General features: G+C 52.9%; 6 protein-coding genes and 3 rRNA genes. 1 reads left to right on the top strand and 8 read right to left on the bottom strand.

The window, feature by feature from the left end; all coding sequences use genetic code 11:
* Positions 1-93: 93 nt before the first annotated feature.
* The 5 genes from rrf to ilvC all read right to left on the bottom strand — a co-directional run bounded on the left by rrf (position 94) and on the right by ilvC (position 7721).
* A 5S ribosomal RNA gene (rrf, locus tag L1X57_RS08650) occupies positions 94-209 on the bottom strand.
* A 144-nt stretch (positions 210-353) separates the two neighbouring features.
* Positions 354-3247: ribosomal RNA gene (locus L1X57_RS08645) — 23S ribosomal RNA — on the bottom strand.
* 322 nt (positions 3248-3569) lie between these two features.
* Positions 3570-5102: ribosomal RNA gene (locus tag L1X57_RS08640) — 16S ribosomal RNA — on the bottom strand.
* The 16S, 23S and 5S rRNA genes sit together here, the layout of an rRNA operon.
* A 521-nt stretch (positions 5103-5623) precedes the next feature.
* The gene (gene pssA, locus L1X57_RS08635; protein ID WP_009725023.1) at positions 5624-6541 is read right to left on the bottom strand and encodes a CDP-diacylglycerol--serine O-phosphatidyltransferase; all 918 of its coding nucleotides are present in this window, start codon (positions 6539-6541) and stop codon (positions 5624-5626) included.
* Positions 6542-6704: 163 nt separating this feature from the next.
* Positions 6705-7721 carry a ketol-acid reductoisomerase gene (gene ilvC / locus L1X57_RS08630; RefSeq protein WP_009725024.1) on the bottom strand — a complete coding sequence of 339 codons (1017 nt, stop codon included), beginning with the start codon at positions 7719-7721 and terminating at the stop codon, positions 6705-6707.
* Between the two features lie 217 nt (positions 7722-7938).
* Here ilvC and ilvY point away from each other — a divergent pair, with 217 nt between their 5' ends.
* Positions 7939-8826, top strand: coding sequence for an HTH-type transcriptional activator IlvY (gene ilvY, locus L1X57_RS08625; RefSeq protein WP_009725025.1), 888 nt, complete (start codon positions 7939-7941; stop codon positions 8824-8826).
* 105 nt (positions 8827-8931) lie between these two features.
* Here ilvY and ilvN read toward each other — a convergent pair whose 3' ends face one another.
* The 3 genes from ilvN to clpB form a co-directional block, all read right to left on the bottom strand.
* Complete coding sequence (gene ilvN, locus L1X57_RS08620; RefSeq protein ID WP_009725026.1) at positions 8932-9423, bottom strand: acetolactate synthase small subunit; 492 nt, start codon at positions 9421-9423, stop codon at positions 8932-8934.
* The gene (locus tag L1X57_RS08615; protein WP_009725027.1) at positions 9423-11147 is read right to left on the bottom strand and encodes an acetolactate synthase 3 large subunit; all 1725 of its coding nucleotides are present in this window, start codon (positions 11145-11147) and stop codon (positions 9423-9425) included. The genes ilvN and L1X57_RS08615 overlap by 1 nt, the downstream gene beginning before the upstream one ends.
* Positions 11148-11629: 482 nt before the next feature.
* Entirely contained in the window at positions 11630-14209 is a 2580-nt protein-coding gene (gene clpB / locus L1X57_RS08610) for an ATP-dependent chaperone ClpB (RefSeq protein WP_009725028.1), read from the bottom strand.
* Between the last annotated feature and the right edge of the window lie 86 nt (positions 14210-14295).

Genomic DNA, 14295 nt, shown 5'->3' with positions numbered 1-14295 from the left:
AAGCGGTTCCCGTTTGTTCCCGACAAACGGGGTCCAGGGGAGACCCCCTAAAAAGCAAAACCCCGACCAAATGGCCGGGGTTTCTCAATAAGTGCCTGACGATGACCTACTCTCGCATGGGGAGACCCCACACTACCATCGGCGCTAAGCGGTTTCACTTCTGAGTTCGGCAAGGGATCAGGTGGTTCACGCGTGCTATGGTCGTCAGGCGTAACGGGTCATGTATATCATGCTGAACGTGTAATCGATGTTTTGTGGCGTCTCTTTCGTCTCACGCCCTTCGTGTGTCACGTTGGGCTTGAGTCGCGTATCCGGTTTTCGTTATCACTGCGACCAGACCCCTTGGGTGTTATAGGGTCAAGCCTCACGGGCCATTAGTACACGTTAGCTCAACGCCTTGCAGCGCTTCCACACCGTGCCTATCAACCAGCTGGTCTCGCTGGGCCCTTCAGGAGGCTCTAGGCCTCAGGGATGTCTCATCTTGAAGGGGGCTTCCCGCTTAGATGCTTTCAGCGGTTATCCCGTCCGCACATAGCTACCCGGCAATGCCACTGGCGTGACAACCGGAACACCAGAGGTGCGTCCACTCCGGTCCTCTCGTACTAGGAGCAGCCCTTCTCAAACATCCAACGCCCACGGCAGATAGGGACCGAACTGTCTCACGACGTTCTAAACCCAGCTCGCGTACCACTTTAAATGGCGAACAGCCATACCCTTGGGACCGACTTCAGCCCCAGGATGTGATGAGCCGACATCGAGGTGCCAAACACCGCCGTCGATGTGAACTCTTGGGCGGTATCAGCCTGTTATCCCCGGAGTACCTTTTATCCGTTGAGCGATGGCCCTTCCATACAGAACCACCGGATCACTAGAACCTGCTTTCGCACCTGCTCGACGTGTCTGTCTCGCAGTCAAGCACCCTTATGCTCTTGCACTCACTGCACGATGTCCGACCGTGCTGAGGGTACCTTCGTGCTCCTCCGTTACTCTTTGGGAGGAGACCGCCCCAGTCAAACTACCCACCACACACTGTCCTCGATCCGGATAACGGACCTGAGTGAGAACGCCAATGATGCCAGGCTGGTATTTCAAGGTTGGCTCCCCTCGAACTAGCGTCCGAGATTCAAAGCCTCCCAGCTATCCTACACAGGCAACATCAGCGTCCAGTGTGAAGCTATAGTAAAGGTTCACGGGGTCTTTCCGTCTAGCCGCGGGTACACCGCATCTTCACGGCGATTTCAATTTCACTGAGTCTCGGGTGGAGACAGCGTGGCCATCATTACGCCATTCGTGCAGGTCGGAACTTACCCGACAAGGAATTTCGCTACCTTAGGACCGTTATAGTTACGGCCGCCGTTTACCGGGGCTTCAATCAAGAGCTTCGCCTTGCGGCTAACACCATCATTTAACCTTCCGGCACCGGGCAGGCGTCACACCCTATACGTCCGCTTGCGCGTTAGCAGAGTGCTGTGTTTTTACTAAACAGTTGCAGCCACCTGGTATCTTCGACCGGTTCGGGCTCTGAGAGCAAGTCTCGTCACCCTACGCCGGCGTGCCTTCTCCCGAAGTTACGGCACCATTTTGCCTAGTTCCTTCACCCGAGTTCTCTCAAGCGCCTTGGGATTCTCACCCTGACCACCTGTGTCGGTTTGGGGTACGGTCGCACATGATCTGAAGCTTAGAGGCTTTTCCTGGAAGCGTGGCATCAATGACTTCCTGACCGTGGTCAGTTCGTTTCGTGTCTCGGCCTTAGAGCATCCCGGATTTACCTAAGATGCAAGCCTACTCACTTTCACCAGGACAACCAACGCCTGGCTCACCTAGCCTTCTCCGTCCCCCCATCGCAATCATGTCCGGTACAGGAATATTGACCTGTTTCCCATCGACTACGCCTTTCGGCCTCGCCTTAGGGGCCGACTCACTCTGCTCCGATTAGCGTCGAACAGAAACCCTTGGTCTTCCGGCGAGGGAGTTTTTCACTCCCTTTATCGTTACTCATGTCAGCATTCGCACTCGTGATACCTCCAGCGAACTTCTCAATTCACCTTCATCGGCTTACACGACGCTCCTCTACCGCTCACACCTAAGTGTGAACCCGTAGCTTCGGTACCTGGTTTAGCCCCGTTACATCTTCCGCGCAGGCCGACTCGACTAGTGAGCTATTACGCTTTCTTTAAAGGATGGCTGCTTCTAAGCCAACCTCCTAGCTGTCTGAGCCTTCCCACATCGTTTCCCACTTAACCAGGATTTCGGGACCTTAGCTGACGGTCTGGGTTGTTTCCCTTTTCACGACGGACGTTAGCACCCGCCGTGTGTCTCCCACGCTTGCACTCACCGGTATTCGGAGTTTGCCTCGGGTTGGTAAGTCGGGATGACCCCCTAGCCGAAACAGTGCTCTACCCCCGGCGGTGATACGTGAGGCGCTACCTAAATAGCTTTCGAGGAGAACCAGCTATCTCCGAGCTTGATTAGCCTTTCACTCCGATCCACAAGTCATCCAAATCTTTTTCAACAGATCCTGGTTCGGGCCTCCAGTTGATGTTACTCAACCTTCACCCTGCTCATGGATAGATCGCTCGGTTTCGGGTCTATATCCAGCGACTGTGTCGCCCAGTTAAGACTCGGTTTCCCTACGGCTCCCCTAAACGGTTAACCTCGCCACTGAATATAAGTCGCTGACCCATTATACAAAAGGTACGCAGTCACAGAACAAGTCTGCTCCTACTGCTTGTACGCACACGGTTTCAGGATCTATTTCACTCCCCTCTCCGGGGTTCTTTTCGCCTTTCCCTCACGGTACTGGTTCACTATCGGTCAGCCAGGAGTATTTAGCCTTGGAGGATGGTCCCCCCGTCTTCAGTCAAGGTTTCTCGTGCCCCGACCTACTCGATTTCACATGATCAGATTTTCGACTACGGGGCTATCACCCGCTACGGCTGAGCTTCCCAGCTCATTCGCCTAATCAGTCACATGCTTAAGGGCTGGTCCCCGTTCGCTCGCCGCTACTAGGGGAATCTCGGTTGATTTCTTTTCCTCAGGGTACTTAGATGTTTCAGTTCCCCTGGTTCGCCTCTTACGCCTATATATTCAGCGCAAGATACTCATCTTATGATGAGTGGGTTTCCCCATTCAGAAATGCCCGGGTCACAGGTTGTTTGCCACCTCGCCGAGCCTTATCGCAGGCTTCCACGTCTTTCATCGCCTCTGGCTGCCTAGGCATCCACCGTGTGCGCTTCATTGCTTGACCCTATAACCCGAAGGAGTCTGGTGTCTCGCAATGATAACGATTGCCGGATACGCTTGAGACGTATCACAAAACAATTACGTATAAACACTTCAAAGAAGCGTTTATGTCAGCATGATATACATTGTTAAAGAGCGACTGCTATGCGCAGTGATAAGCGGTTGCTTTTTTCACATTAAAAGGAAAAGAAAGGTCTTTAAAGACGATCTTAAAAAAGCTCTTTTCTCTTCTTTCAATAGGAAGAAAACGCTTATCACTGCGTATCAACAGCATTCTGATCAGGTAATTCATTGTGAGCGCTTACCGCGAGGGATGATGCATCGTTTAAGGAGGTGATCCAGCCGCAGGTTCCCCTACGGCTACCTTGTTACGACTTCACCCCAGTCATGAACCACACCGTGGTGATCGCCCTCTTGCGTTAGGCTAACCACTTCTGGTGCAGTCCACTCCCATGGTGTGACGGGCGGTGTGTACAAGGCCCGGGAACGTATTCACCGTGACATTCTGATTCACGATTACTAGCGATTCCGACTTCACGGAGTCGAGTTGCAGACTCCGATCCGGACTGAGACCGGCTTTTCGGGATTAGCTGACTCTCGCGAGCTCGCAACCCTTTGTACCGGCCATTGTAGCACGTGTGTAGCCCTACTCGTAAGGGCCATGATGACTTGACGTCGTCCCCACCTTCCTCCGGTTTGTCACCGGCAGTCTCCTTAGAGTTCCCGGCATTACCCGCTGGCAAATAAGGACAAGGGTTGCGCTCGTTACGGGACTTAACCCAACATTTCACAACACGAGCTGACGACAGCCATGCAGCACCTGTCTCTGCGTTCCCGAAGGCACCAAGTGATCTCTCACAAGTTCGCAGGATGTCAAGAGTAGGTAAGGTTCTTCGCGTTGCATCGAATTAAACCACATGCTCCACCGCTTGTGCGGGCCCCCGTCAATTCATTTGAGTTTTAACCTTGCGGCCGTACTCCCCAGGCGGTCGACTTATCGCGTTAACTTCGCCACAAAGTGCGCTAGGCACCCAACGGCTGGTCGACATCGTTTACGGCGTGGACTACCAGGGTATCTAATCCTGTTTGCTACCCACGCTTTCGCACCTCAGTGTCAGTGTCAGTCCAGAAGGCCGCCTTCGCCACTGGTATTCCTCCCGATCTCTACGCATTTCACCGCTACACCGGGAATTCTACCTTCCTCTCCTGCACTCTAGCTTGACAGTTCCGGATGCCGTTCCCAGGTTGAGCCCGGGGCTTTCACAACCGGCTTATCAAGCCACCTACGCGCGCTTTACGCCCAGTAATTCCGATTAACGCTTGCACCCTCCGTATTACCGCGGCTGCTGGCACGGAGTTAGCCGGTGCTTCTTCTGCGAGTGATGTCTTTCCTAGTGGGTATTAACCACTAGGCGTTCTTCCTCGCTGAAAGTGCTTTACAACCCGAAGGCCTTCTTCACACACGCGGCATGGCTGGATCAGGGTTGCCCCCATTGTCCAATATTCCCCACTGCTGCCTCCCGTAGGAGTTCGGGCCGTGTCTCAGTCCCGATGTGGCTGATCATCCTCTCAGACCAGCTACGGATCGTTGCCTTGGTGAGCCATTACCTCACCAACTAGCTAATCCGACATAGGCTCATCCAATAGCGGGAGCCGGAGCCCCCTTTCTCCCGTAGGACGTATGCGGTATTAGCCTGGGTTTCCCCAGGTTATCCCCCACTACCGGGCAGATTCCTATGCATTACTCACCCGTCCGCCGCTCGTCAGCGGGTAGCAAGCTACCCCTGTTACCGCTCGACTTGCATGTGTTAGGCCTGCCGCCAGCGTTCAATCTGAGCCATGATCAAACTCTTCAGTTTAAAATCATTGTGATGCTTACATGTCACTCGAAAGTCACATAAGTGCATCAAACTTGGCTCAAGGTTCAAACGAATTCATTTCAATTTACATTGTCATGACCGCTTGCCTTGATATTTGGTGATTTATCACCCTCATCGGCAAGCGCCCACATGAATTACCTGATCAAATTGTTAAAGAGCTGTTTTCGCTGAACAAAACTGGCTAACCGTTGAGCTGGTTTGCCTCAGCGAGGAAGGCGTATTCTACGCATTTCCTGGTGTTTGTCAATCACTGTTTTAAGTGAGTGAAGCGAGTGAGCGAAGAAGGCGAGATAACGATGCTTTCTGGCGTGGCTCGTTTCAAAAAGGGTTGGAAGACATCGAAGCATGTTGCTGCTGAGTTCTTCTAACTCTCTGACAAACCGAAGTTTTTCAACTTCAATCACCGCTGGTAACGCTGTGCGTCCCCGGCAGCGGATGCGTACTTTACGGATTCGCTGCCGACTTGGCAAGGGGGTTTGCGGGAAAAAAGTGAATAAATTTTAACTTTTAGGTTTTGCTTTACGCATAACGGCCAATACGGGGCCTGAACACACATAAGCACCAAAGAGCAGCAGCAGCATTACAGAAGGTTCAACAGAGATCATTACGAACCCTAGCACCACCGCTAGAAGCACAACAAAAGGAACAGGCTTTTTGAAATCGAGATCTTTAAAGCTGTAATAACGAATATTACTGACCATGAGCACACCCGCAGCCCCCACGACAAACAACATAAGCAGCTTAAAACCTACCGCATCTGCATCAAAACTATGGAAGGTCCACACACTAGCGGCCACTAAGGCGGCGGCGGATGGGCTTGGCAAGCCGATAAACCACTTCTTATCCACACTACCAATCTGCACATTGAAGCGTGCTAGGCGCAGCGCCGCACAGGCTACATAAAGAAATGCTACGACCCAGCCTGTTTTACCGATGTCTTGTAAAATCCAGGTAAAGGCCACTAATGCAGGCGCCATACCGAACGAGATCATATCGGCAAGGCTATCGTACTCTGCACCAAACTCGCTTTGCGTATTCGTCATACGAGCAACCCGACCATCAAGGCCATCGAGCACCATGGCGATAAAAATCGCCACTGCTGCTGAGGTGAATTCGCCGTTGATGCCAGCCACCACGGCGAAGAACCCCGAAAACAGCGCAGATGTGGTAAATAAATTAGGTAGTAAATAGATGCCTTTTCGGCGAATTTTCTTGCCGTCTTCGACCGCCTCTTCAACCACTTCAGTTTCGCGCAGGAAAACGGTAGCGAGATCTTCATTACTTACGTTGTCATGACTTACCTTTTCGTGACTAGCGTCTTCTTGCTCTCCAGTACCACTATCTTCTGTTTTGTGGCCTTCTTGAGGCGCTGACTGCGAGGCCTGTTTACGCTCTTGATCGCGAGCATCCTGGGTCATAAATATCATCCGTTTGAAGTGAAGTCACAAGAACAGTGATCTCTTTTCATTCTACACGGTGAGGCTAACTCAGCCAGTCAATTGCAGCACGCAACGTTAAACGCCTCGGGGCGCGACAATGCGCGCCCCGAGGCTCTAACTAGTGCACTAGCACGATAACCGCTTAGTTTTTCGACTTATCAACCAGCTGGTTGGCAGCAATCCAAGGCATCATGCCACGTAGCTTAGCGCCTACTTGCTCGATTTCGTGTTCAGCATTCAGGCGACGACGTGCCGTCATAGACGGGTAGTTGGTGTTGCCTTCTTGGATGAACATTTTGGCATACTCACCCGTTTGGATACGCTTGAGTGCGTTGCGCATTGCGGCACGAGACTCGTCGTTAATCACCTCGGGACCAGTAACGTACTCACCGTACTCCGCATTGTTGGAGATGGAGTAGTTCATGTTGGCGATACCGCCTTCGTACATCAGGTCAACAATCAGTTTAAGCTCATGCAGACACTCGAAGTAAGCCATCTCTGGCGCATAACCTGCTTCGGTAAGGGTTTCAAAACCAGCTTTAACCAGCTCAACCGCGCCACCACACAGGACTGCTTGCTCGCCGAATAGATCCGTTTCGGTCTCATCTTTAAAAGTAGTTTCGATAATGCCGCTGCGACCACCACCAACACCTGCCGCGTAAGAAAGCGCTAACTCTTTGGCATTACCAGACGCATCCTGGTGGATAGCGATCAGGTCAGGAATACCGCCACCTTTAACGAACTCAGAGCGTACAGTGTGCCCCGGTGCTTTCGGCGCGATCATGATGACATCAAGATCTTTACGCGGCTCAATTTGGTTGTAATGGATATTAAAGCCGTGGGCGAAGGCTAAGGTCGCACCTTCTTTCAAGTTCGGCTCTACTTCCTGCTCGTAGATCGCTTTTTGGTTCTCATCCGGCGCCAGAATCATGACAACGTCTGCGGTTTTGCACGCTTCCGGAACGCTTGCCACTGTCAGGCCTGCGGCTTCTGCTTTGGCGGCAGAGGAAGAACCTTTGCGCAGTGCAACGGTGACGTCAACGCCAGACTCTTTCAAGTTGTTCGCGTGGGCATGGCCTTGCGAGCCATAACCAACAATAGTGACTTTCTTGGCTTGAATGAGAGACAGGTCACAATCTTTATCGTAATAAACGTGCATGGCGAGACTCCAAAATCGAACTTGATCAAAAAATGATCGTTATATAGGGATAGTTTATATATGTCGTATCAGCGTTGATGGCCACCCGTGCCGTCTTTTGCAGCACTGGGCTTTGGCGTTGAGATCACTGTACGCCACCGCCACCATTGCGTAAAACGCTATATTTGCAACATACTATTTCTAATTATGAAACACCGATCTTAATATTGGGCTTACTATGGATTTTCGCTTATTAAAGCATGTGGTGACGCTGGCCGAGACGCTACACTTTGGACGTGCTAGCGAGCTTTGTCATATCAGCCCATCAACCTTAAGCCGTTCGATTCAACAGGTTGAAACCGAGCTAGGCACGCGACTGTTTGAGCGTGACAATCGCCATGTCACGTTAACCCCCCAAGGGTTAGCTTTTCAGCACTATGCGAAAGAGACCTTAGAGCAGTGGGAAATGCAGAAGCGAACACTGGCCGCCGCAGTGGCACAGCTGAGCGGCGAAATAAGCATTTACTGCTCGGTAACCGCAAGCTATAGCTTTCTCTATGAACTATTAAGTGATGTGCGCACCCGCCACCCAGGTATCGAACTAAAGCTGCATACCGGCGACCCCGCCGATGCCATGTCGCGAGTGCTAGAAGGCGCAGACGATATGGCCATTACCCCCCGCCCACGGATTCCACCCAACGCCCTGGCCTTTAAATCGCTTACCCGCTCGCCACTGCTGTTTATTGCTCCTACAGAAGCCCACGATTGGTTACCCAGCCAGCCGGAAAGCTCAACAGCCGAGCAGTGGCGTCATGTCCCGATGATTCTTTCAGAGGCTGGTCTTTCAAGGGAGTACGCCAATACCTGGTTTAAAGCGATGGGCATAACGCCGCGCATTTATGCCCAAGTGGCCGGGCACGAAGCGATTGTAAGTATGGTGGGACTGGGGTTTGGCGTGGGCGTAGTACCCAAAATCGTGCTAGATAACAGCCCACTGGCCGAACGCGTGCAAGTGCTCAACGTAAAACCCGAGCTCCCCCACTACGATGTCGGGCTTTGCGTGCTTAACCGACGACTCAAAAACCCGATGATTGACGCATTCTGGGCTACTGTGACTCCGCGTTAAGCACATTACAAAACGCCATAAAAAAAGCCGCCCTAGGTAAGGACGGCTTTCTCAGCAGCGTTTTTAACGAATTGCTCAACAACTTATTCAACAAGCATGCTTCGTTTACAACGATAGAACTTTATCGCCGCGAGCAATACCAGACACTCCAGTACGCGCCACTTCGAGAATACCTACCGGCGCCATGGCATGTAGAAACGCATCCAGCTTAGCAGCATCACCGGTAATCTGTACGGTGTAGAGGCTTGGCGTTACGTCGACGATCTGCGCCCGGAAAATATCCACCGTACGTTTCACTTCATCGCGGGCAGCGCCTAGCGCTTTTACTTTCACCAGCATCAGTTCACGCTCAATGTGATTACCTTCTGTCAGGTCGACCAGCTTCACCACATCAATCAGCTTATTAAGATGCTTGGTGATTTGCTCAATCACCCGGTCATCACCCACGGTAGTCACCGTCAGACGTGACAGCGACGGATCTTCAGTCGGTGCAACGTTCAGCGTTTCAATGTTGAAGTTACGCTGGGAGAACAACCCGACCACACGTGACAGCGCACCCGGTTCGTTTTCCATCAGAATCGAGATGATATGACGCATCAGGTACGCTCCGTTTTAGACAGCAGCATGTCACGCATGGCACCCAGCGGCACCTGCATCGGGTAGACGTGCTCAAAGGGATCGACCTTCACATCCAGGAATACCAACTCATGTTTGTTGGCAAAGGCACGTTCTAGCGCCGGCTCCAACTCATCGAGGGTATTCACGGTGATCGCAGTAAATCCGTAAGCCTCAATTAGCATGTGGAAGTCCGGCAGCGATTCCATATAGGAGTGCGCATGACGGGACTTGTAGTTCAAATCCTGCCACTGCCGCACCATGCCAAGCGATGCGTTGTTGAGATTTACAATCTTGACGCCCACACCGTACTGCTTACAGGTAGAGAGCTCCTGCATCATCATCTGGAAGCTACCTTCCCCCGTCACGCACACCACGTCGTCATCAGGGAAGTTCTGCTTGATACCCATAGCGGCGGGGAAACCAAAGCCCATAGTCCCCAAACCACCTGAGGTAATCAAACGGTTAGGCTTATCGAACTTATAGTACTGAGCAGCAAACATCTGGTGTTGGCCAACATCCGTCGTCACGTAGGCTTCACCACGAGTAACACGGCACAGCGCCTCGATAACTTCCTGAGGCTTCAACGCTTCGCCTGGCTTAGAAGGTTCGTATAGTTTGCCTTCACGCTCGGCACGCCAGCCGTCAATCTTTTGCCACCACTCGGTCAGCGCTTCAGGCTGCGAAATTGACTGACCTTGAACCAGGCTGATCATTTCATTAATGACGCTAGACGCTGGCCCAACGATGGGCACATCCGCACGCACGGTTTTAGATACCGAGCTTGGGTCCACATCCACGTGAATGATTTTTGCCGTGGGGCAGAACTTCGACGTGTTGTTGGTCACCCGGTCATCAAAACGCGCGCCAATGGCGATAATCAAATCCGCGTGGTGCATGGCCATATTAGACTCATACGAGCCGTGCATCCCTAACCAGCCCAGGCACTGCCGATCACTTTGCGGATAGGAGCCGATACCCATCAACGTTGTGGTAATGGGGAAGCCGAGCTGTTTGACCAAATCGGTCAACCCTTCGCTTGCCTTGCCAGTTACCACGCCACCGCCGGTATAGAACACCGGACGTTTGGCTTTCAGCATCATCTCAACGGCTTTTTTAATTTGACCAGTATGCCCCCGAGTAACCGGGTTATAGGAGCGCATCTTGACCTTTTTCGGGTAGATGTACTCGTAACGCTCGGTTGGTGCGGTCATATCTTTAGGAATATCGACCACTACCGGACCTGGGCGACCAGTCGCCGCAAGATAGAAGGCTTTTTTCAGCACTTCTGGAATCTCAGACGGATGCCGAATTGAGAAGCTGTGCTTCACGATGGGGCGAGTCACACCCACAATATCGGTTTCCTGGAAGGCATCGTCACCAATCAGGTGGCTCATTACCTGACCGCACAGCACGACCATAGGAATCGAATCCATATAGGCAGTCGCAATGCCGGTGACCGCATTGGTAGCGCCAGGACCGGAGGTGACAAGCACCACGCCTGGCTTACCCGCTGCACGAGCATAGCCATCGGCTGCGTGAGTCGCTGCCTGTTCGTGACGCACAAGAATGTGCTTCACCTTGTCCTGGCGGAACAACGCATCATAAATATGCAGCGCCGCGCCGCCGGGATAACCATAAATGTATTCAACGCCCTCATCTTGCAAGAAGCGGGCGATCATATCTGCGCCGGAAAGCAGTTCCACTGTGTTTCTCCCCTGGAGGTCTCGAGTGCGATCCGCAGGACATCCTGCGGTGTCGAGTGCGGCGGTATGCCGCTGCCGGCCCATGCCGGCACCTGATGCCAAACCCTGGCATATGGCCCGGTTAGGGCCTGCACTCTCATCGGAAGCACTGACATATCATGAAATATACCAGCGTCTCCCTTACACGACGGTTTGCCGTGTCGGGGCGTTGGCCAGGTTGGGCGGTTAGCCCAAGCCCGGAAGTCCTTCGGCGGGTAAAGGCTCTCGCCTACCCTTCGCGCGGGGATTAGGGGTTGCCCGTTGGTTCCGCGCCCGCAAATCAGGAACCCACAAGATTCCATTAGCGCCCTCAGCCTGTCAACCTCCGATCAGGACAAACGCAACAAACGTCGCAGTAAGCCATTAAAAAAGCCCCGCTAGCAGAGCTAACGAGGCTTTTGCCCTATTTCATTGCGCAGGCTTGTTAATTGCCCACGGGTGAATTACTCAAATATCAACTTACCTTCACTCGCGCTGATATGGATGGTATCGCCTGGGGCATACTTGCCCGCCAGCAGGTCTTGGGCCAACGGGTTCTCGATGCGGCTTTGGATCGCCCGCTTAAGCGGCCTTGCACCGTACACCGGATCGAAACCAACCACCGCAAGCTGGGCCATCGCATCATCACTGATCGCAAGGCTCAAATCATGCTCAGCTAAGCGCACTTTCAAACGCTCTAACTGAATACCGGCAATCGCCTGAATTTGCTCTTGGCCAAGGGCGTGGAACACCACCACCTCATCAATGCGGTTAATCAGTTCAGGGCGGAAATGATTACCCACCACTTCCATCACTGCATTTTTCATGACTTCGTAGTCGTTATCATCTCCCCCCATGCGCTGGATGATGTCCGAGCCCATGTTAGAGGTCATCACGATCACCGTATTACGGAAATCGACTGTGCGACCTTGCCCATCAGTTAAACGACCATCCTCCAGCACTTGCAGCAGGATATTGAAAACATCCGGATGCGCCTTTTCCACTTCGTCCAGCAACAGCACTGAGTAGGGCTTACGACGCACCGCTTCGGTTAAGTAACCACCCTCTTCATAGCCCACATAGCCTGGAGGCGCGCCAATCAAGCGAGCCACGGAGTGCTTCTCCATAAACTCCGACATGTCGATACGCACCATCGCTTCTTCGGTATCGAACAAGAAGTTAGCCAGCGACTTACACAGTTCCGTTTTACCCACCCCGGTTGGGCCGAGGAACAGGAACGAGCCGTTGGGTCGATTGGGGTCAGACAGCCCTGCCCGCGAACGGCGAACGGCGTTCGCCACTGCTTCTACCGCTTCATGCTGACCAATCACCCGCTCATGCAACGCCTCTTCCATGCGCAGCAGCTTGTCCCGCTCGCCTTCCAACATTTTGGAGACAGGAATGCCTGTCCAGCGGGAAACCACCTCGGCAATCTCTTCCTCGGTGACGTTTGAGCGCAACAGCTGGTGGCTGGCAGTATCGGCCTCGCCTTCACCCGCTTCGCTGATTTTCTTCTCCAACGCCGGAATTTTGCCGTACTGGATTTCCGACATACGCCCTAAATCGCCCTGGCGGCGCGCCTGTTCAAGGTCAATGCGCGCCTGCTCCAACTCCGCTTTGAATTGGGCTGCACCTTGAATACTGGCTTTTTCGGCTTTCCAGATTTCATCCAGGTCAGCGTATTCGCGCTCTAACTCGTGGATTTGGTTGTTCAGCGCTTCAAGACGTTTCTTAGTGGCCTCGTCAGTCTCTTTCTTAAGCGCTTCGCGCTCCATTTTCAGCTGGATTAGGCGGCGATCCAGCCGATCCATCTCTTCAGGCTTAGAGTCCAGCTCCATACGGATGCGTGACGCCGCCTCATCGATCAGGTCGATCGCTTTATCAGGCAGCTGCCGATCAGAGATATAGCGGGTAGAAAGTTTCGCCGCCGCAATGATCGCTGAGTCGGTAATATCCACGCCGTGGTGGACTTCGTAACGCTCTTTTAAGCCGCGCAGAATAGCAACCGTGTCCTCTTCAGAGGGCTCATCGACCAGCACTTTCTGGAAGCGGCGCTCCAGCGCGGCGTCTTTTTCGATGTATTTGCGGTACTCATCCAGCGTGGTCGCACCCACACAGTGCAGTTCGCCACGCGCCAACGCAGGCTTAAGCATGTTACCTGCATCCATCGCGCCTTCGGCCTTACCTGCGCCCACCATGGTGTGCAGCTCATCGATAAACAGGATGACCCGTCCCTCTTCCTGAGAAAGCTCTTTGAGCACTGCTTTCAGACGCTCTTCAAACTCGCCACGAAATTTAGCGCCCGCCAGCAGCGATCCCATATCCAACGAGAGTACGCGTTTCTCTTTCAAGCCTTCTGGCACTTCGCCGTTCACAATACGCTGAGCCAGCCCTTCAACAATGGCGGTTTTACCCACCCCTGGCTCACCGATCAGTACCGGGTTATTTTTGGTGCGACGCTGCAGCACCTGAATCGTGCGGCGAATTTCATCATCGCGTCCAATCACGGGGTCCAGCTTGCCATCTAACGCACGCTGGGTAAGATCCATAGTGTATTTATTAAGCGCTTCACGCTGATCTTCTGCATTGGGGTCATCGACCTTAGCACCCCCACGCAAGCTGTTAATCGCAGCTTCCAGGCCTTTCCGGTTGAGACCTGCCTCTTTCATCAGTTTGGTGATCGAACTGTTCATTTCCAGCGCAGCCAGGAGTACCAACTCACTGGCAATAAACTGATCACCACGCTTCTGCGCTTCTCGGTCAGTTAAGTTGAATAGTTTGATGAAGTCACGGGATGGCTGAACATCGCCATCGAACTGGCTTACTTTGGGTAAGTCATCTAGCTGCTTTTGTAAACCGTCGCGCAGGCGCGAGCTGCTGCCTTCGGCTTTTTCGACCAAGGCTTTGATGCCAGTGTCTTTGGTATCGAGCAGCGCAAGCAGTAAGTGCGCGGGATCAAGCTGATTATGGCCGCGCCCAACCGCAAGGGATTGTGCTTCAGAAATAGCAGCCTGCAACTTGGCAGTAAATTTATCGAATCGCATGGAGTTCCTCCTGGGGGTGCCGTGCGTTTGGACCCACGGCGTTTCCCAATAACCTGTCTTTAATGTGCTAGGAACGTTGATGTACT

The sequence above is a fragment of the Halomonas sp. TD01 genome, from assembly GCF_923868895.1.
Lineage (GTDB): Bacteria > Pseudomonadota > Gammaproteobacteria > Pseudomonadales > Halomonadaceae > Vreelandella.
This window is presented reverse-complemented; position numbering and strand designations above follow the sequence as displayed.